This window comes from Eubacteriaceae bacterium Marseille-Q4139, assembly GCA_018223415.1.
Classification (GTDB): domain Bacteria; phylum Bacillota; class Clostridia; order Lachnospirales; family Lachnospiraceae; genus CABSIM01.
In genome coordinates this window covers 21,950-38,158 of sequence record JAGTTQ010000001.1, presented here as the reverse complement: position 1 = coordinate 38,158, position 16,209 = coordinate 21,950, and the positions used below count along the sequence as shown (strand labels likewise).

The window sequence follows — 16,209 nt, the reverse complement described above, 5'->3', positions numbered from 1 at the left end:
CTTACTTGTCAATAATTAATACGAGGGAATGATATATTGTAGGAAAAAGGAGTATTATCTATGAAACCATTAAAAACAAAGGTTAGCATAACCTTAGACTCCACGGTCATAGAAATTATTAAAGATTTAGCGGAAAAGGACGACCGGTCATTTTCACAATATGTAAATTTGATTTTAAAAGAATATTTGCAGAAAAATAATATTTTAATAGACTAATGAACTCTAAAGTCTTAATTTTTTTGTAAAAAAAAGTTAATTGACTAGTTGGACAGTGTTTGCTAGAATGTTTATAAGTAACGCAATGATGATGCGTTATGATATTGAGTGAAGAAAAGAGTTTGTTAAAAAATTTGTGAAGAAGTTTATGTTATGCGGGTTTAGGTTGCGATTGTTGAAAGGATTTCGCGTACTCGTAAATCGTGCATAAACGAACACAAATATAATAATGGGCGGATTTTCTCGTATGTAGTTTTTGGTCGAATGCCAGATTTTTAGTTGGCTAGACATTTATAAGAAATTACATTCGAGGAGATCCGCCTTTTGTGGCTTACCTTGGATGGATTTCTTTAAGGTAAGCTTTTTTATTAAATTTAAATGAAGGAGGCCAGACATGGTTTTTAAAGCGACAATTAATGTTATTGGAAAAGACCGACAGAGTTATCTCGACGTGAATGGAATGAGTAAAAATTTGTTTGTTGTAAATATTTCACAGGAGAATGGAAGAATAATTGAGTCCCTTCACGTTTCAGAGGAACAATTTAATATTTTGGAGCCCGGAAAGGAGTTCGTGCTTGAAATGGTATCCAAAAGTGGACGCAATGGTTTATATCTGAGAACAACAGCTGTATATCCCACAAAATGATAAAACACAAGAAGGGGGAGGGAAGGCTCTCTCTCCCCCCGGAAAGGATATTAAATGAAATTATACAAATTATTTGAACAATATGTTCAACATTGCTATGAACTCTATCAGGAAAGGAAATGGGGAAAATTTGCGTTACATATTATATTTGACTTTATTGGGCTTGTATCGGTAAGTTTACTATTGTCCAACATAATTTTATATATTTATTATAACTTTGAAATGTTGGCAAAAATTGTCGGCGGAATTTTCTTGCTTATCATCACGGTCGCTTATATGCTCCCCAAGAAAAAGGCAGAGTTACCGGCTATTCCAGAAGATTCCCCTGGTTATGACCCTGTTTTTTTAAACGAAACTTATAATCTTTTGCGGCGTAATCTAGTTTCAATTTGTGCGGAAACGGCAGAAATACTCGGACTCCGCGTACCAACAACCCCAAGCCAAATAGATTCGCCGGTGCATTTCGATATTATCAGCGGTGCGGCAATTTTCCACTTCCTATGTGGGAAACAGGATTTTGCAAGCCCGATTGATTCTTATGAGGCCATTGGAACATTGCAAAACACGCTGGAACGCCGTCTGAACAATAATGAACTCATGGGAATTTCGCAGGCGGCCATCCTCCATAACGGTGTAGCCTATCCTGCAATCATGATCGACAATGTTCTGGACATGGGGCGTTATATCCAGATTGACATTGCCATCACAAATGCCAACTATCTACGTTATCGCAAAAACCGCTTGTATAACAGTATGAACGCTGAAAACTACACAACTCCCCGCGACAGGAATTTTTAACGATGTATATTGAACTTTTTCTCAATGAAAACTTCCTGAAATACCACATAGAAAAATACATCCTTTGGAACCCGGATATAGCCCCTCACGGGGCTATCTTCGGGGCCACTGGGAGCGGAAAAACCTATGCGGAAAAACTTTTGCTCGCCCGCGTTTCGCTCAAATGTCCAGATAGTCAATATTATATTTGCGACTTTAAAGGAGATTCGGATTTTTCGTTCCTCACCGGCGAAACAAGATTTTACCGTTATGGCGAATGTCAAAAGGGACTGGAAGATTTTTACGCCCATTTTTTGGCTCGCCAATCAGGGAAAGAATCTGCCCGAAACTTTTTACTTCTTGTTTGGGATGAATGGGCCAGCTATATCTTGAGTCTGGACAAGAAAACCGCAGAGGAAGAAAAGAAGAAATTAGCCGTTTTGCTCATGCTTGGACGCTCCTTCAATGTCCATGTGCTGTTGTGTATGCAACGCTTGGATGTAGCCTATATTCAGGCTAGGGATTGTATTGGGCTGGTAATTGCTACTGGCAATCTGTCGGAAGAAGGAAAGGAAATGATGTTTCACGATTACAAAAAGAAAATGGAGCCAAACAGAAAGCGCGGAACCGGCTATATGCTGGTAAACGGCACAGATTTTACCCCGTTTGTTGTTCCAGAAGTAACAGACCCGGAACTGTTAAATTTTTATATTCAGCAGGCAGTCAAACGCTGACAGCCGCCTGCGTGCGGAGCGTAAGCAAGGCGGCGTGGTGGGCGGCTTTGCCGCCCGCCTTACTTGACTTAATATCATAAAGTGACGAAAGGCAGGGATGAAACATAAAAAAAGATACGTTTCAACCTATATATGACGGAGTAACCGCTTATCAGACAAATGTAGCGATTTTAAAAGACTACAACGGACAACGGAAAAAACTGACATACTGTTATCAGGTACGGCAAAAAGGAATCTGTAAGGACTGGGAATCTTCGTCCAAAAAGAACACAGTCAACGAGAAGAAACTGCAAAACAATTTGATAAGGGCGCGGAACAATGTCTATGAACTGGCATTGTGTAATGAATGGGAATGGTTTCTGACGATAACATTGAATCCAGAAAAATATGACCGGGACAATCTCGGAAAATTCCGAAAAGATTTTTCGAGGTTTGTCCGTGATTATGGAAAGAAACATGGTTTGCATATTCAATATCTGGTTATTCCCGAACAGCACAAAAAAGGCGGTTGGCATATGCACGGTTTTTTAAAAGGCATTCCGCCAGACCATCTTAGACCGTTTTCCACAGGAGAAAAATTACCACGTTATTTACACACAAAGGTAAAGAAAGGTATGGCGATTTACGATTGGACGGCATATCGAGAAAAATTTGGATTCTGCGATATTGAACCAATAAGGAATTTACAAGCGGCCGCGGCTTATGTGACGAAATATATTACAAAAGGTTTTGGCTCTGGTGTTCAGGCTCTGGGAAATCATTTGTACTATGCCTCGCAGGGATTAAAACGAGCAAAAATAATCAAAAAAGGGGCAATCAATCCCGATTCCTTTTACTGGGATTTTGAAAATGAGTACGTTAAAATTAAATGGTATGACGGCGGGCAGAATCCTGAAAGTTTAATCATGGAGGACAACCATATTAAAAAACTCCGCGAACAGCGGGACAAGCTTTATGAGATTCAGAAGTGGCAATCTGAATTTGACACGGAAACTGGAGAAATATTTTTTGAATCTCCGTTTGATGACTAAAACAGAATATGGTGTAAGGCTTCACCAAAAAAATAAATATAAACATAACGAATCCTATTAAATAAATCATCCATAAAAACGAATATACATATTTTTAGCAATTATATAAAATATTTTATCACATAGAAAATATCTTTAAATTCAAGAATAACATCTAAACAAACTATCCCAATAAAAACAGTAATGGAACCTTACACCACCCCAAAGGTGGCGTAATGAATAAAGTAAATTTAACTGACTTGGCAATCTTGCAAGACGCATTGCTCAATGGTATAATCAACGTCGAGGACGTGCGACGGGCGTTGACAATGAAGAAAGAAGAATATTATTTATCGTTGCACAAATATGAAATTTATCAGGGAAAGGACGGGAAATGGTACACTTATTTGCCGGATAGCCGTCAAAAGCAGGGAAGACGAAAATTAAAACGTACTTCGGAAATGGCGATCCGGCAGGCGGTCATTGACTTTTACAAAGAGCAGGAGAAACGGGAGCAGGGAAAAGAAATAACTCTGCGGGAATTATATCCAATCTGGATTGAATGGAAAGGCGCTCATACACGCGCTACAACGTCCATACGGCGTTTTAACTGTGATTGGAAGAAATTCTATATTCCTTATCCAAAACTCATAGATAAGCCCATTGTAGAGCTTACTGTGAACGAATTGGATATATGGGCGCATAGGCTTATTAAACAGTACAACATGACGAAAACCTGCTACTATACTATGACAATCCTAATTCGGCAAATGCTGGACTATGCTGTGGAGCCTCTTGGGATTATTCCCGTAAATCCATTCCGGCAAATTAAGCTGCAAAAGAAAATGCTCCGAAAACCGGCAAAGAAAAATGATGAATCCCAGGTATTCCTTTTGGATGAAACACCCAGGATAATAGAAACGGCCTTGGCGGATTTTAACAGCAATCCTCTGAATACTGCCCCTTTGACCGTTCCTCTAGGATTCTTGACCGGTTTGCGTCTGGGCGAAATGGCGGCAATTAAAGAATCGGATATTGTAGGCAATGTGCTTTACGTTCAGCGAATGGAAGAAGAAGTCTATGATTACTCTGACTTGGAACATATCCGGCTAATTGAGCGGGCTGTGGTGGAGAACACAAAGACAGAGGCCGGCGTCCGGGAAGTTCCGTTAGTTCCGCAGGCACTCAAAATTATTGAGGCCGTCAAACTGTCAAACCGTATGAATGGCTGGCCGGAAAATGGATTTCTCTTTCTGAACAAAGGCCAGCGAATGACTACCCGTACAATCAAATATCGAATTTCAAAATACTGTAAGCAATGCGACATCATGGAAAAGAGTTTCCACAAAGTACGAAAGACTTATATTTCCGCATTGATTGACAGCGGTATCAATATCAATGAAATTCGGAAAGCGGTAGGCCATACGGATGAGCGCACTACATTTTCTAATTACTGTTATAACCGTGTGGGAAAGCAGGAGACAACGGCTCTCTTTGAAAATGCTTTAGTCAATGAAAACGGAATATCGGATTGCAGAATTGCGATTTGAGAGGTACTCAAAGGTACTCAAACGGAAAATAGAAAAACCCTTGAAAACTCAAGGGTTTTAAAGTAGCGGAAGGGAGATTTGAACTCTCGACACCACGGGTATGAACCGTGTGCTCTAGCCAACTGAGCTATTCCGCCATAGGTATTTTTAAGACTTCTATACTTTACTACACTTTCCAGGATTTGTCAAGAAGAAGTTGTACTAAAAAAATATAATTTTTAGACAGTTTGGACAATGTTCCTGTTACATAAATCATGCAAATGATTTTATTATCGGAAAAATAGATTTGTGTAGCATACTGTTGCCGAAATAAGAAGAACGAGGGTGTCCCAAAACTATGATTGATTAAAAATCATAGAGAGGGGCATCCTCTTCTTATATTGCTGAAAAGGGCTTTTACATGAAAAACAGCACTGGATGTTCATCTCTCCAGCGCCATCTTTGTGATGTTATGGGCGATTGCTAACAGTCCCCACTCTATTTTTACCTTATCCGCTCCGCGCAAGTGAAAACGACGGAACGACCAACAGCCTTTGATCCTCCCAAAGACCTGTTCCACTTCCACAACCCTTTGTGAACGCAGTACCAGTCCTTTTTCGGAACAAAGGTTCTCGTTTGCTTTTCTTTTCAGTTCATTCAACCGGTGGGATACCCGGACCGTGCGGTTCTTTTCCGTATGCTTACATTCTGATGCATAGTGGCAGCCGCTGCAGTCTTCACACCGGTAATAATCCCGCCTAGTTTCATAGCCGGCTTCTGTTACATATTTTCGGTTTCCCACATGCACCAGCCGTTTCCCATTTCTGCAGACAAAGCTGTCTGATTCCGGCAGATAGGGCAGATTCTCCGCCAGATAAGGGTTCTCCCGGTTTTTCTTTTTCTTCTCCCAGTGAAATTTGTTGTATTTTACATAACAGCCTACCTTCTTTTCTTCTAAATATTCATAATTCTCTTCGCTCCCATATCCTGCATCCGCGATCACGTTTTCCGGTAAACACCCCAGTTTTTCTTCCAGGTGCCTTAGGTGCGGGATCATTGTTTTCGTATCGGTTGGGTTGGGATGTATGGTAAAGCCCACGATATATCGGTTCTCTGTCCCGATCTGGATGTTATAGCCAGGTTTTAGCTGGCCGTTTAACATGGCATCTTCTTTCATCCTCATAAAAGTGGCACCCTGGTCTGTTTTTGAATAGCTGTTCCTTCCACGAAAGGTTTCCAGGGATTTTTCGTATTTCTGTTTCCTGGGAAGGATATCCTTTTTAAATTCTTTGGATTTTTTCTTCAGCTGTTTATTTCCTGGCTCTTGTTCCAACTTTTTGTCGATGCTCTCCACAACAGCTGCCACCTGTTCTGCGGTGATCTGGGTATGCTCCCCCTTTTCCTCCAGGTCTTCTTCCAGATAAATCTGATTTTCTTCCGCCACAATCCGGTCGATCTCCCGGAGATGGTTCTTGATCTTTTCATCTAGTTTCCGGTCATAATTACGGACGGACTTGTTCCATACGAAAGAATACTTATTGGCGTTAGCCTCGATCTTTGTGCCATCCAAAAAGTAATTCTGAAGCTTGATATAGTTTTTCTCGATCAGGAGTTTGACCACTTCAAAGAACACATCCTCGATGATGTCTTTCATGTGAAGGCGAAAGCGATTGACGGTACGAAAATCCGGTTGATTTCCACCAGCGATCCACATGAAATTAACATTTTCACGAAGAGCTTTTGCGATCATGCGGGAGGAATAAACTTTCTGAGAATAAGAATAGATCATAACCTTCAGCATCATCCGTGGGTGATAAGCAGGGCATCCGCCCTCTTTGTATCTGCCGTAGAGTGAAGACAGGTCCAAACTGTCCACGATGGTATTTACGACCCGCACCAGATGATTTTCCGGTATAAAATCTTCAAAAGATAGTGGTAATTGTAATTGATCCGTAGTATAATCTTTAAATGTGAGCATACCTTATTATATCACATAATAAGGGGAAATGGAGAACGGCGTGGTAACCGTTCTCTATTTTTTCAGAAAAAGAGGGTATCCCCTCAAGTCACTTCATGACTTTTGGGACACCCTCGTTCAAACTTATAGCATGAAGAAATTGTCATTTAATGATATCCATGATTCCGTTGACTACATCTTCTACTGCATCGGCTCCTTGATTTATATAATAATGTTTTTTGCAAAGTCCCTCTTTGTATATTTCATTTTCGCATCCTTCTATACTACAATGCTTTGTGCATGCTGCCGTAAATACCACAGTGCTCATGATAATAAGAAACAGGGTGATTTTTTTCATGAGTTTATTCTCCTTTTGTATGCTGAGCGGAAAGCTGCTTTAAAAGTGCCAGCTGATTTTCCTGTGCTTTTTGGATATAGGCGAACTGATTTGTCATTTTCTCTATATTCATTGCCATGGAGCCAAATACCATAGAGATGGTTACGGTATATAGAATTGCAACAAAGACGGATAATCCTATGAAGAAGATCATGGTTTCCCCTTCGTTAATTGCAATAGTTAAACCAACGATCAGGATCAATATGGCAAAAATGAGAATAACACCTGTCATGGCCATAAATAATCGAATCCAAAAGAAACCGGATGCTTTTGTAAATGTAGGATTTTTGGGTTCGTTTGAAGCAGGAACCGACCGATGGATTTCTTTTCCGCATTCCGGACAGAAAGTGTTCCCTTCTTCAACTAAACTGCCACATTCTGGACAAAACATTTTTTTCATTATTCTTTTTCCTCCTCTAGAAGTGATTTTCCACATGAAATGCAGAATTTTGCGCTTTGGCTGTTGGTTGCTCCACAGCTACATATTTTTTTGGTGCCACATTTTGGATTAGAAGAAAAATCTGGTAAAAGAGCACCACAATGGACACAGAACTTACCGCCCATTGTGTTTGTTGCGCCGCAAACAGGGCAGCTGGCAGAGGACTTTTCTGCCTGCATATTTGCTTCTCTAAGAACTCTGCTGCGTTCCGCTTCCAAGTGCTCTATTTCTTTCTGGTATGTGTCTAAAGTAAGTTCTTTGCCCTGGACTCTTTCACAAATACTATTGATTACAGTGGGATCAAAATGATCAGCTTTCCATAACTCATAGACTTGTTTTCCTAATTCGCTAAATAGTTGTTTGATTTCAGATTTTTCTTTTTCTGCCTTTCCTTTGATCTTTTCGATTTCAAAAAAAGTACTGGAATTGACGCTGGCAGATAACAGGCCTTTATTTATGCTTCCCTTGATTTTTTCCAGCATTTTTCTCCTCCCTTTCTGCATTTTCATTTAGTTATCATATCATATTTTAACAATATACGCAAGTGCGTACACGCTGTCGCGTATAAAAATATATTCTTTCTTCAATGATACTTAAGAAATAAACAGAAGAGAGGATAAAATATGAATGTGAAACAAGCAGCGGCAAAAAGAATTGAATTACTTTGTAAGGAAAGGGGAATGGCCTATAATGAACTGGCAAATGTCTGTGGAGTAACGCCATCGACTATTTATAGTATCTTTGATGATACTAGAAAAAATATTACCCTTTCGACCGTGAAAAAAATCTGTGATGGCTTTGAGATCAGTCTAGGAGATTTTTTTACACACCCCATTTTTGAAATGCTGGAGCAGGAGATACAATAATTCTGAAAATTAAGTTTAACAGAAATGTTACAAAAAGAAAACCCGGGAATTCGTTATGGAGAATTCCCGGTTTCACGAAAGTAGCGGAAGGGAGATTTGAACTCTCGACACCACGGGTATGAACCGTGTGCTCTAGCCAACTGAGCTATTCCGCCATATATAAATTTAGGAAAATAAGTGGGGCGTATAGGGCTCGAACCTATGACCCTCTGCTTGTAAGGCAGATGCTCTCCCAGCTGAGCTAACACCCCGTATAAAGCGGTAAGTTGTCTCAACCGCGATTGCTTGAGTAGTATAACCTGAATCGCAAAAAATGTCAATAGTTTTTTTATAGAAATTTTCTTATCTTTTTTCGCTATTCTGTGTTATACTATCTTAGATAAGAACAGGGTATGCAATCGGAGGGTTCCATGTATCAGTTTATCGTAAATCCCAGCGCAGGCGCGGGAAGGGGCTATCTTATATGGAAAAGACTGGAATGGCAGCTTGAGAAGGAACGGCAGGAGTACCGTGTCTTTTTTACGGAGAATCAGGGGGATGCTGCGGAAATCGCAAGGAAGCTGACGGCCGATAAAGCCAGTGCCAAGATCCTTGTGGTGGTAGGCGGGGAGGGGACGTACAACGAAGTATTGAATGGCGTTTCCTTTCAGGGGCCGCTGACCCTGGGGTATGTGCCGGCCGGTTTCCGCAATGCGCTTTCCAAAGGCTTCCAGTCCTTCCGCCAGGTGAAACGGCAGATCCGGCGGATCCTGCACCCGAAATATTACCGGATGCTGGATTACGGCGTGCTGACCTGCGGCGGCGACGATGCTATCTTCAACCGAAGGTTTGCCGGCCGGTGCGGGATTGGCCTGGATGCGGCCATCTGCCATAATTTTCTCTGCTGCTCTGCGAGAAAGCAGATGTGCCGGTTCCGCCTGACGCGGTTCCTCTACTTCTTCCTCGGCTTAAAGCAGCTCATCCTGGCAAAGCCGACGAAGGGCTATATTCTGCTGGATGGGTATAAAAAGGTAGAGTTTAACCATATCTATTTCATGACGTTCAAGATCCACAGGGAGGAAGGCAAGCGGAAAAAGGTGCCTGAAAACGCGGAAGTAGACGACGGCCTTCTTACGGTATATGTGGGGAATTCCTCGAAGAAGCGGAAGATGATCCCGATCCTTTTGGATGTGATTGTCGGAATTAAAAAGCGGGAGCGGGGCGTTCGGATCTTTGAGTGCCGGGAGGCCTCGGTGCGTCTTGCAAAGCCCATGGCTGTCCATGTGGACGGCGAGAGCTGCCTCTGCCAGCAGGATATTGAGGTGCGGTGCATCGGGAAGAAGATCCGGATGATTGGAATGAGCTAAAAAATGTGAAAGGAGTCCTTATGCGAATCGGACAGGGATATGACGTACACCGTCTTTCAGAGGGACGGCGGCTTATCATCGGCGGGGTAGACATCCCGTATGAAAAAGGCCTTTTGGGCCATTCCGACGCGGACGTGCTGCTCCATGCAGTTATGGACGCTCTCCTGGGCGCCGCGGCGCTCGGCGATATCGGCCGCCACTTCCCGGACACAGACGAGAAATATAAAGGCATTTCCAGCATGGAGCTTCTGCGGCACGTGGCCGTGCTCCTTCAGGAAAACGGTTTCCTGGTGGAAAACATCGACGCGACGGTCATCGCCCAGAGGCCAAAGCTTTTTCCGTACCGGGAACAGATGGTGACAAACATCGCTTCAGCCCTCGGGATCGAGGAAAACCAGGTGAACATCAAGGCCACCACAGAAGAGGGCCTTGGCTTTACCGGCGCCGGTGAGGGCATTGCGGCCCAGGCCGTCACGCTTCTTTCCACGGTGGCGGATTACAGCCTGGAGGACCGGCTTCCACGTGGCTGCGGCGGCTGTCAGGGCTGTCATGGGACGGAAAGCTGATGCTGTTTTATAAAAATGCAGGAAAAAAGGAGCAGATATGAAAATTTATAATACTCTTTCAAAAAGGAAAGAAGAGTTTGTGCCGGTGGAGCCGGGCAAAGTAAAAATGTATGTGTGCGGCCCGACCGTGTATAATTTAATCCATATCGGGAACGCAAGGCCGATGATCGTCTTTGACACGGTCAGACGGTATTTTGAGTATAAGGGCTATGAGGTGAACTACGTCTCCAACTTCACGGACGTGGACGATAAAATCATCAAAAAAGCCATCGAGGAAGGCGTCGATGCCGACACTGTTTCGAGGCGCTATATCGAGGAATGCAAAAAGGACATGGACGCCATGAACATAAAGCCGGCCACGAAGAACCCGAAGGCCACCGAGGAGATCTGCGGCATGCTGGAGATGATCGGGACGCTGATTGAAAAGGGCTATGCCTATGTGGCAAAGGACGGCACGGTTTATTTCCGTGTGCGGAAATTTAAGGACTACGGAAAGCTGTCCCATAAGAACCTGGACGATCTCCAGTCGGGCTTTCGGGAGCTTAAGGTGACGGGCGAAGAGGATAAGGAGGACAGCAACGATTTCGTGCTCTGGAAGCCGAAAAAGGAAGGCGAGCCTTTCTGGGAGTCCCCCTGGTGCGAGGGCCGTCCCGGCTGGCATATTGAGTGCTCGGTTATGGCGAAGCGCTACCTGGGCGAGGAAATCGACATCCACGCAGGCGGCGAGGATCTGATTTTCCCGCATCATGAAAATGAGATTGCCCAGAGCGAGGCGGCCAACGGAAAGACCTTCGCAAAATACTGGATGCACAACGGATTTTTAAATATTGACAATAAGAAGATGTCCAAGTCCCTCGGAAACTTCTTTACGGTGCGGGAGATCAGCGAAAAATACGATCTCCAGGTGCTCCGCTTCTTCATGTTAAGCGCCCACTACCGCAGCCCGTTAAACTTCAGCGCCGAGCTCATGGAGGCGTCGAAAAACGGCCTTGAGCGGATCCTCACAGGCGTTGAGAAGTTAAAGGACCTGCTTTTAAAGGCTGAGGGCACTGAGCTGACGGCAGGAGAACTGGAAAATAAGAAAACAGGCGAGGAGCTGGTTGCCAAATACGAGGCGGCCATGGACGACGACTTCAACACGGCTGACGCCATTTCCGCCGTCTTTGAGCTTGTGAAGCTTGCAAACTCCACGGCGAATGAGAACAGCACGGCGGCGTATGTGTCCTGGCTTAAGGAGACTATCGAGAAGCTCTGCGATATCATGGGCATCATCACGGAGAAGAAGGAAGAAATCCTGGACTCCGAGATTGAGGAGCTGATTGCAAAGCGGCAGGCGGCAAGGAAGGAGAAGAACTTTGCACTGGCCGATGAGATCCGCGGACAGCTTCTTGAGAGGGGAATTGTCTTAGAGGATACGAGAGAGGGCGTAAAATGGAAGAGAGCCTGATCCGTTTTAAGGAAGCGTTTCATTTAAAGGACGTGGAGGCGGGCCAGTATTCGCCTTTAGTCCTGGCGTACATCGGGGACGCCGTCTACGAGCTGATCGTCAGGACGAAGGTCGTAAACGGCGGGAATGCCCAGGTGAACAAGCTCCATAAGAAAAGTGCGGGTCTTGTGCGGGCGCCGTTCCAGGCGGCCATGGTTCTGGCTCTTAAGGAGGAGCTGACGCCGGAGGAGCTTTCCGTCTACAAGCGGGGCAGGAACGCCAGGTCGGCTACCATGGCGAAAAATGCCACCATGACGGAGTACAGGACGGCCACAGGCTTTGAGGCGTTGGTGGGCTGGCTGTACCTTTCCGAACAGTATGGGCGGCTTTTTGAACTGGTGAGCCGCGGGCTGGTTCTTATGGGGGAAATGAGCGAGGAGAATACCGATGAGATATGAAGAACTGACGATTGAAGGCCGCAATGCCGTTTTGGAGGCCTTCCGGGCCGGGAAGACCATTGACCGGCTGTTTGTGCTGGACGGATGCCAGGACGGGCCGGTGAGGACGATTGTCCGTGAGGCCAAAAAGCATGACACGATTATCACCTTTACGGCCAAGGAGCGTCTCGACCAGATGTCGGAGACGGGCCACCATCAGGGCGTCATCGCCTATGCGGCGGCTTATGAATACGCAGAGGTGAGCGAAATCCTGGAGGCTGCGAAAAAGAAGGGGGAACCGCCGTTTCTCTTCCTTCTTGACGGCATAGAAGATCCTCACAACCTCGGCGCCATCATCCGGACGGCGAACCTGGCCGGTGCCCACGGTGTCATCATCCCCAAGCGTCGTGCCGCCGGTCTTACGGCCACGGTGGCGCGGACGTCTGCCGGGGCTTTAAACTATACGCCGGTGGCGAAGGTGACGAATCTGGCGTCCACCATTGAGGAGCTGAAAAAAGAAGGGCTTTGGTTCGTCTGCGCTGACATGGGCGGCGAGTCCATGTACCGGCTGAACCTGACGGGGCCCATCGGCCTTGTGATCGGGAACGAGGGCGAAGGCGTCAGCCGTCTTGTAAAGGAAAAGTGCGATATGACGGCGTCGATTCCCATGAAGGGTGACATTGATTCCCTCAATGCGTCGGTGGCGGCCGGCGTTCTGGCGTATGAGATTGTGCGGCAGAGGCTTAACGGCTAAAGAACAGACGGACAGATGAAACAGCGTGCGGCCAGGAAAAGGGCTGCACGCTGTTTTTGGCCAGTGGGCCAGGGAAACGTGCGGGACAGCACAGCTTCCGGCCGTGCCGCCCCGCAGTTTGACGGTTCTCCTGTCAGCTTTCGAGGGTGAAAACCCGGTACATGTTGGACCAGGGATTTCCGATAATATAGCTGGTATATGCCTTGCCGGCCTCGACGCTTACATTGAACGTGAGAAGCGGATTGTTCACGGTGCAGGAGGTGCAGCCGGAACCGATGATGGCCGACAGGACGAGGATGGGAAGCTCCCGGATGGCAGTAAAGGAGATCTGTGAGCTTGTCACAAAGAAGCTGTAATTCCCGGCTGCCGTCTGTTTAAAGGAGGTAACTTCCCGGAAGCCGACGCCTGAGAAGGCCACCTGGTTGTTGAAGGTACGGACATCGTAGTTGGAGCCGTTGTAGGACATGTTGGCGACCCGCAGGCAGCCGTAGCCCGAAGGAATATTGGTGCAGCCCATGTCGGAGACGCGCGCCAGGCTCACGCCGTTTGCAGCATCCAGGATTACCATCGTCATCCGCTCGCCGGCGACAAAGGCCTGGGTCTGCTGGAACAAAGTCTGCCCGGAGGTCTGGCGGATGGTAATGGTGTGGAAACCGTCGGTGACGGTGATGTACACGGACACGGTGGCAAAGGTGGAGCCGGAAAGGACATTCCGGTTATCAATGAATACCTCCAGCGTGGATCCGTTTGTGGTGGCATTTAGGAAGCGCACCTGGCTTGTGAGGCCCGAGGACGGGAACGTGGGTACCGGGAACGGAAAGTTCGGCCAGAATCCCCAGTCGCCCGGGAGCGGGGCCACAGGCGGTGTGTTGGTGGCAATGGGTGTCGTCGGAATCCCTGCGATGTCATCGCCGGGAAGGGGAGCCACAGGCGGCGTATTGGTGGCAATGGGTGTTGTGGGAATGCCTGAGATATCCGGCCAGGTGGGCATGCAGCCCGCACAGGTCTGGTCGGCAGTCTGGTTTCCCATGCTGCCGGCGTTGGTGGTTGAATCAGCCATAAAACACCTCAGTATTTTTTTAATATATATATGCGAAAAAAAATAAAAGTTTCTTGTTGACAAATGGAAAAATCCATGATAATATATCCAAGGTTTCAAAAACACCTGCTGCCTTGGCTCAGTTGGTAGAGCGTCGCCTTGGTAAGGCGGAGGTCGGCGGTTCAAATCCGCTAGGCAGCTTTTGTTGAGCCGGAAGGGAGTGTCGCAAAATCATCAAAATAGATGATTGAGCGGCACTTCCGCTCGTTACAGCAAAAAATCCGGCGCTCCCTATGGTTTCAGAGCAGATCGCCGGATTTTTGCCGTACTTTAATAAAACCTTTCGGTTTTATGATTTTTCTATGCAGTTTTTACTTCAAACAGATGGCTTCCTGTCCGGCCATTTTGGATCTTAGCATGCAATTTATTCAGATTATACCCCAGGCACAGCAGAAGGATCTCCAGTTTTACCTTCGTTTTCCCTCTCAGCAGAAATCTCTGGAATTCATAATCGTTTTTCAACACCCCAAAGGCTCCTTCTACTTGAATCGAACGGTTTGTCCGATACTGGATCCCTTTTTCGCTTATGATGTTCTCATAAGATTCCCGACGCTTTTTCAAAAAGTTTTTGGAAAGATACAGCCTCTTATTTCCCTTTGCCCTCGTACATTTTTTCTTATACGGACATCCGCCGCAATCCTCACATTCATATACTGTTACCTCGGACGGATAGCCGCTTTTGCTTTTCTGCTTCTTTTTAAACACTTCTCTCAGTGTTTTTCCTGCATGGCAGGTGTAGGTGTCTGTCTCTTCCTTATACGCCATATTTTCCCGTTTGCTGATGTCTTTCTTAAAACTTCTCTTTTTCCATTTTTCGTAGGTCTGCGGTTTGATGTAAGGGATCTGACCCTGGCTTTTCAGATATTCATAAGCCTCTTCGCTTTCATACCCCGAATCCGCAGTCACACTGGGATATCGAAATCCCAGGTTCACTTCCATGTTTTTCAGAAACGGCACCAGTGTCCATACATCATTCCGATCCTGAAAAATCCCAGCTGCCACAATGTATTCGCTGTCCACTGCGATCTGGACGTTATATCCAGGTTTCAGCTGGGCATTCCTCATATGATCATCCTTCATGTGCATAAAAGTGGCATCCGGATCCGTCTTGCAGTAGTTATTCCGGCCCTGGAAACTAGCTGTATGCCAGTCATAGATCGTCTGGCGTTCCAGAAACCGGCGGAACAGTTCCAGATATTTTTGATTCCGGCTTTTGCGTTTTCCTCTTCCATGTACCAAAATCGTCCCATCCAGACGGCATCGTTCTTCCAGAAACCGGCAGATTTCCTGAAGATCCTGGGTACGGCTTTCCTCTCCCACATGGAACCCGCAGATATAATCCTGGTTCAGAAGACAGACTGCCTCCTGAATCCGTTCGTACATCTTTGCTTCCCATTTCCCCACCGATTTCTTCCAGACGAAGGTATATTTATTGGCACAGGCTTCCAGTTTTGTCCCATCAATAAATACGGTTTCTTTTGATAATTCTCCGCTTGCTTCCAGGCGGCAGACCATCTGGTAGAACAGATTTTCACAGGCATCTGCCAGAAAACCGGTTCGGAAACGGGCAATGGTGCTGTGATCCGGTGCTTTTTGTCCGGCAAGCAGCCACATAAAGTTGATGTCGCGTCTGCATGCGGTTTCAATTTTTCTGGATGAATAGATGTTCTGGGAATAGGCATAAGTCAGGATCTTGAACATGGTCTTTGGGTCCACTGCCGGATTTCTGCCTTTGGCAGAGTAAGCCTGATACAGCAAGCTGTAATCTAAATCCTCCAATTCGTGGCTCAGCAGTCGAACAGAATCATCATCAGGAACCAAACCTTCCAAATTTAATGGCAAAACCAGTTGATAAGGCTCACCGAATTCGGTATAATTTTTATGGTATTTTAATTTACTGGTCATATCTTATTATACCATGGATTACGGGCTCTTCAGGGTCCGTTTTCTGTTTTCAGGGCATAAAAAAGGAGCCGCTGCTCCATAGATGATTACTCATCTATTTTGCAA

18 protein-coding genes and 4 tRNA genes are annotated in these 16,209 nt (G+C 45.6%); 13 read left to right on the top strand and 9 right to left on the bottom strand.

All coding sequences use genetic code 11. The features are described 5' to 3' along the window. The first annotated feature begins 60 nt into the window (after nucleotides 1–60). From KE531_00210 to KE531_00185, 6 genes are all read left to right on the top strand, one after another. Nucleotides 61–216 carry a toxin-antitoxin system protein gene (locus KE531_00210; protein MBR9952062.1) on the top strand — a complete coding sequence of 52 codons (156 nt, stop codon included), beginning with the start codon at nucleotides 61–63 and terminating at the stop codon, nucleotides 214–216. Between the two features lie 394 nt (nucleotides 217–610). Beyond that, complete coding sequence (locus KE531_00205) at nucleotides 611–862, top strand: hypothetical protein (protein MBR9952061.1); 252 nt, start codon at nucleotides 611–613, stop codon at nucleotides 860–862. Nucleotides 863–916: 54 nt separating this feature from the next. Beyond that, nucleotides 917–1,660 carry a hypothetical protein gene (locus tag KE531_00200; GenBank protein ID MBR9952060.1) on the top strand — a complete coding sequence of 248 codons (744 nt, stop codon included), beginning with the start codon at nucleotides 917–919 and terminating at the stop codon, nucleotides 1,658–1,660. 2 nt (nucleotides 1,661–1,662) lie between these two features. Continuing rightward, entirely contained in the window at nucleotides 1,663–2,373 is a 711-nt protein-coding gene (locus KE531_00195) for a DUF87 domain-containing protein (protein MBR9952059.1), read from the top strand. Between the two features lie 371 nt (nucleotides 2,374–2,744). Continuing rightward, entirely contained in the window at nucleotides 2,745–3,404 is a 660-nt protein-coding gene (locus KE531_00190; GenBank protein ID MBR9952058.1) for a hypothetical protein, read from the top strand. Nucleotides 3,405–3,619: 215 nt separating this feature from the next. Continuing rightward, nucleotides 3,620–4,933 carry a tyrosine-type recombinase/integrase gene (locus KE531_00185; GenBank protein MBR9952057.1) on the top strand — a complete coding sequence of 438 codons (1,314 nt, stop codon included), beginning with the start codon at nucleotides 3,620–3,622 and terminating at the stop codon, nucleotides 4,931–4,933. Nucleotides 4,934–4,996: 63 nt separating this feature from the next. On the opposite strand, the gene KE531_00180 is transcribed toward KE531_00185, so the two are convergent. From KE531_00180 to KE531_00160, 5 genes are all read right to left on the bottom strand, one after another. Continuing rightward, nucleotides 4,997–5,070, bottom strand: a tRNA-Met gene (locus KE531_00180). A 284-nt stretch (nucleotides 5,071–5,354) separates the two neighbouring features. Then, a complete protein-coding gene (locus KE531_00175) occupies nucleotides 5,355–6,890 on the bottom strand; it encodes an IS1182 family transposase (GenBank protein MBR9952056.1) in 1,536 nt (511 codons plus the stop codon). Between the two features lie 142 nt (nucleotides 6,891–7,032). Beyond that, nucleotides 7,033–7,227: a hypothetical protein gene (locus KE531_00170; protein ID MBR9952055.1), complete on the bottom strand. Its 195-nt coding sequence runs from the start codon at nucleotides 7,225–7,227 to the stop codon at nucleotides 7,033–7,035. A gap of 4 nt (nucleotides 7,228–7,231) precedes the next feature. Beyond that, the gene (locus tag KE531_00165) at nucleotides 7,232–7,666 is read right to left on the bottom strand and encodes a zinc ribbon domain-containing protein (protein ID MBR9952054.1); all 435 of its coding nucleotides are present in this window, start codon (nucleotides 7,664–7,666) and stop codon (nucleotides 7,232–7,234) included. Then, on the bottom strand, nucleotides 7,666–8,187 hold the full coding sequence (locus KE531_00160; protein ID MBR9952053.1) for a hypothetical protein: 522 nt from the start codon (nucleotides 8,185–8,187) through the stop codon (nucleotides 7,666–7,668). Before KE531_00160 ends, KE531_00165 begins: the two co-directional genes overlap by 1 nt. A gap of 141 nt (nucleotides 8,188–8,328) precedes the next feature. On the opposite strand from KE531_00160, the gene KE531_00155 reads away from it, so the two are divergent. Beyond that, a complete protein-coding gene (locus KE531_00155; GenBank protein MBR9952052.1) occupies nucleotides 8,329–8,571 on the top strand; it encodes a helix-turn-helix transcriptional regulator in 243 nt (80 codons plus the stop codon). Nucleotides 8,572–8,652: 81 nt separating this feature from the next. On the opposite strand, the gene KE531_00150 is transcribed toward KE531_00155, so the two are convergent. Both KE531_00150 and KE531_00145 read right to left on the bottom strand, forming a co-directional pair. Next, a tRNA-Met gene (locus KE531_00150) sits at nucleotides 8,653–8,726 on the bottom strand. Nucleotides 8,727–8,749: 23 nt separating this feature from the next. Continuing rightward, a tRNA-Val gene (locus KE531_00145) sits at nucleotides 8,750–8,822 on the bottom strand. Between the two features lie 159 nt (nucleotides 8,823–8,981). On the opposite strand from KE531_00145, the gene KE531_00140 reads away from it, so the two are divergent. From KE531_00140 to rlmB, 5 genes are read left to right on the top strand one after another with little or no spacing between them, the layout of a single operon-like run. Beyond that, the gene (locus tag KE531_00140) at nucleotides 8,982–9,917 is read left to right on the top strand and encodes a diacylglycerol kinase family lipid kinase (protein MBR9952051.1); all 936 of its coding nucleotides are present in this window, start codon (nucleotides 8,982–8,984) and stop codon (nucleotides 9,915–9,917) included. A 20-nt stretch (nucleotides 9,918–9,937) separates the two neighbouring features. Beyond that, nucleotides 9,938–10,483 (top strand): 2-C-methyl-D-erythritol 2,4-cyclodiphosphate synthase, encoded by a 546-nt coding sequence (locus tag KE531_00135; GenBank protein MBR9952050.1) that lies wholly within the window; start codon nucleotides 9,938–9,940, stop codon nucleotides 10,481–10,483. Between the two features lie 37 nt (nucleotides 10,484–10,520). Then, nucleotides 10,521–11,930: a cysteine--tRNA ligase gene (gene cysS, locus KE531_00130; GenBank protein ID MBR9952049.1), complete on the top strand. Its 1,410-nt coding sequence runs from the start codon at nucleotides 10,521–10,523 to the stop codon at nucleotides 11,928–11,930. Further along, nucleotides 11,915–12,367 carry a ribonuclease III gene (locus KE531_00125; GenBank protein MBR9952048.1) on the top strand — a complete coding sequence of 151 codons (453 nt, stop codon included), beginning with the start codon at nucleotides 11,915–11,917 and terminating at the stop codon, nucleotides 12,365–12,367. The genes cysS and KE531_00125 overlap by 16 nt, the downstream gene beginning before the upstream one ends. After that, nucleotides 12,357–13,100, top strand: coding sequence for a 23S rRNA (guanosine(2251)-2'-O)-methyltransferase RlmB (gene rlmB, locus KE531_00120; GenBank protein MBR9952047.1), 744 nt, complete (start codon nucleotides 12,357–12,359; stop codon nucleotides 13,098–13,100). Before KE531_00125 ends, rlmB begins: the two co-directional genes overlap by 11 nt. Nucleotides 13,101–13,233: 133 nt before the next feature. Here the strand turns inward: rlmB and KE531_00115 are convergent, their stop codons facing one another. Next, nucleotides 13,234–14,160, bottom strand: coding sequence for a DUF4397 domain-containing protein (locus tag KE531_00115; protein ID MBR9952046.1), 927 nt, complete (start codon nucleotides 14,158–14,160; stop codon nucleotides 13,234–13,236). A 107-nt stretch (nucleotides 14,161–14,267) separates the two neighbouring features. Between KE531_00115 and KE531_00110 the strand changes: the two genes are divergently transcribed. Next, a tRNA-Thr gene (locus tag KE531_00110) sits at nucleotides 14,268–14,340 on the top strand. A 159-nt stretch (nucleotides 14,341–14,499) separates the two neighbouring features. Here KE531_00110 and KE531_00105 read toward each other — a convergent pair. After that, nucleotides 14,500–16,104, bottom strand: a complete 1,605-nt coding sequence (locus KE531_00105) for an IS1182 family transposase (protein ID MBR9952045.1) — start codon at nucleotides 16,102–16,104, stop codon at nucleotides 14,500–14,502. Nucleotides 16,105–16,209: the final 105 nt, after the last annotated feature.

Coding starts and splice junctions, on each gene's coding strand:
- cysS (MBR9952049.1), top strand. CDS start 10,521: ATGAAAATTTATAATACTCTTTCAAAAAGGAAAGAAGAGTTTGTGCCG.
- KE531_00125 (MBR9952048.1), top strand. CDS start 11,915: ATGGAAGAGAGCCTGATCCGTTTTAAGGAAGCGTTTCATTTAAAGGAC.
- KE531_00160 (MBR9952053.1), bottom strand. CDS start 8,187: ATGCTGGAAAAAATCAAGGGAAGCATAAATAAAGGCCTGTTATCTGCC.
- rlmB (MBR9952047.1), top strand. CDS start 12,357: ATGAGATATGAAGAACTGACGATTGAAGGCCGCAATGCCGTTTTGGAG.
- KE531_00210 (MBR9952062.1), top strand. CDS start 61: ATGAAACCATTAAAAACAAAGGTTAGCATAACCTTAGACTCCACGGTC.
- KE531_00165 (MBR9952054.1), bottom strand. CDS start 7,666: ATGAAAAAAATGTTTTGTCCAGAATGTGGCAGTTTAGTTGAAGAAGGG.
- KE531_00170 (MBR9952055.1), bottom strand. CDS start 7,227: ATGAAAAAAATCACCCTGTTTCTTATTATCATGAGCACTGTGGTATTT.
- KE531_00135 (MBR9952050.1), top strand. CDS start 9,938: ATGCGAATCGGACAGGGATATGACGTACACCGTCTTTCAGAGGGACGG.
- KE531_00195 (MBR9952059.1), top strand. CDS start 1,663: ATGTATATTGAACTTTTTCTCAATGAAAACTTCCTGAAATACCACATA.
- KE531_00205 (MBR9952061.1), top strand. CDS start 611: ATGGTTTTTAAAGCGACAATTAATGTTATTGGAAAAGACCGACAGAGT.
- KE531_00140 (MBR9952051.1), top strand. CDS start 8,982: ATGTATCAGTTTATCGTAAATCCCAGCGCAGGCGCGGGAAGGGGCTAT.
- KE531_00115 (MBR9952046.1), bottom strand. CDS start 14,160: ATGGCTGATTCAACCACCAACGCCGGCAGCATGGGAAACCAGACTGCC.
- KE531_00185 (MBR9952057.1), top strand. CDS start 3,620: ATGAATAAAGTAAATTTAACTGACTTGGCAATCTTGCAAGACGCATTG.
- KE531_00105 (MBR9952045.1), bottom strand. CDS start 16,104: ATGACCAGTAAATTAAAATACCATAAAAATTATACCGAATTCGGTGAG.
- KE531_00175 (MBR9952056.1), bottom strand. CDS start 6,890: ATGCTCACATTTAAAGATTATACTACGGATCAATTACAATTACCACTA.
- KE531_00155 (MBR9952052.1), top strand. CDS start 8,329: ATGAATGTGAAACAAGCAGCGGCAAAAAGAATTGAATTACTTTGTAAG.
- KE531_00200 (MBR9952060.1), top strand. CDS start 917: ATGAAATTATACAAATTATTTGAACAATATGTTCAACATTGCTATGAA.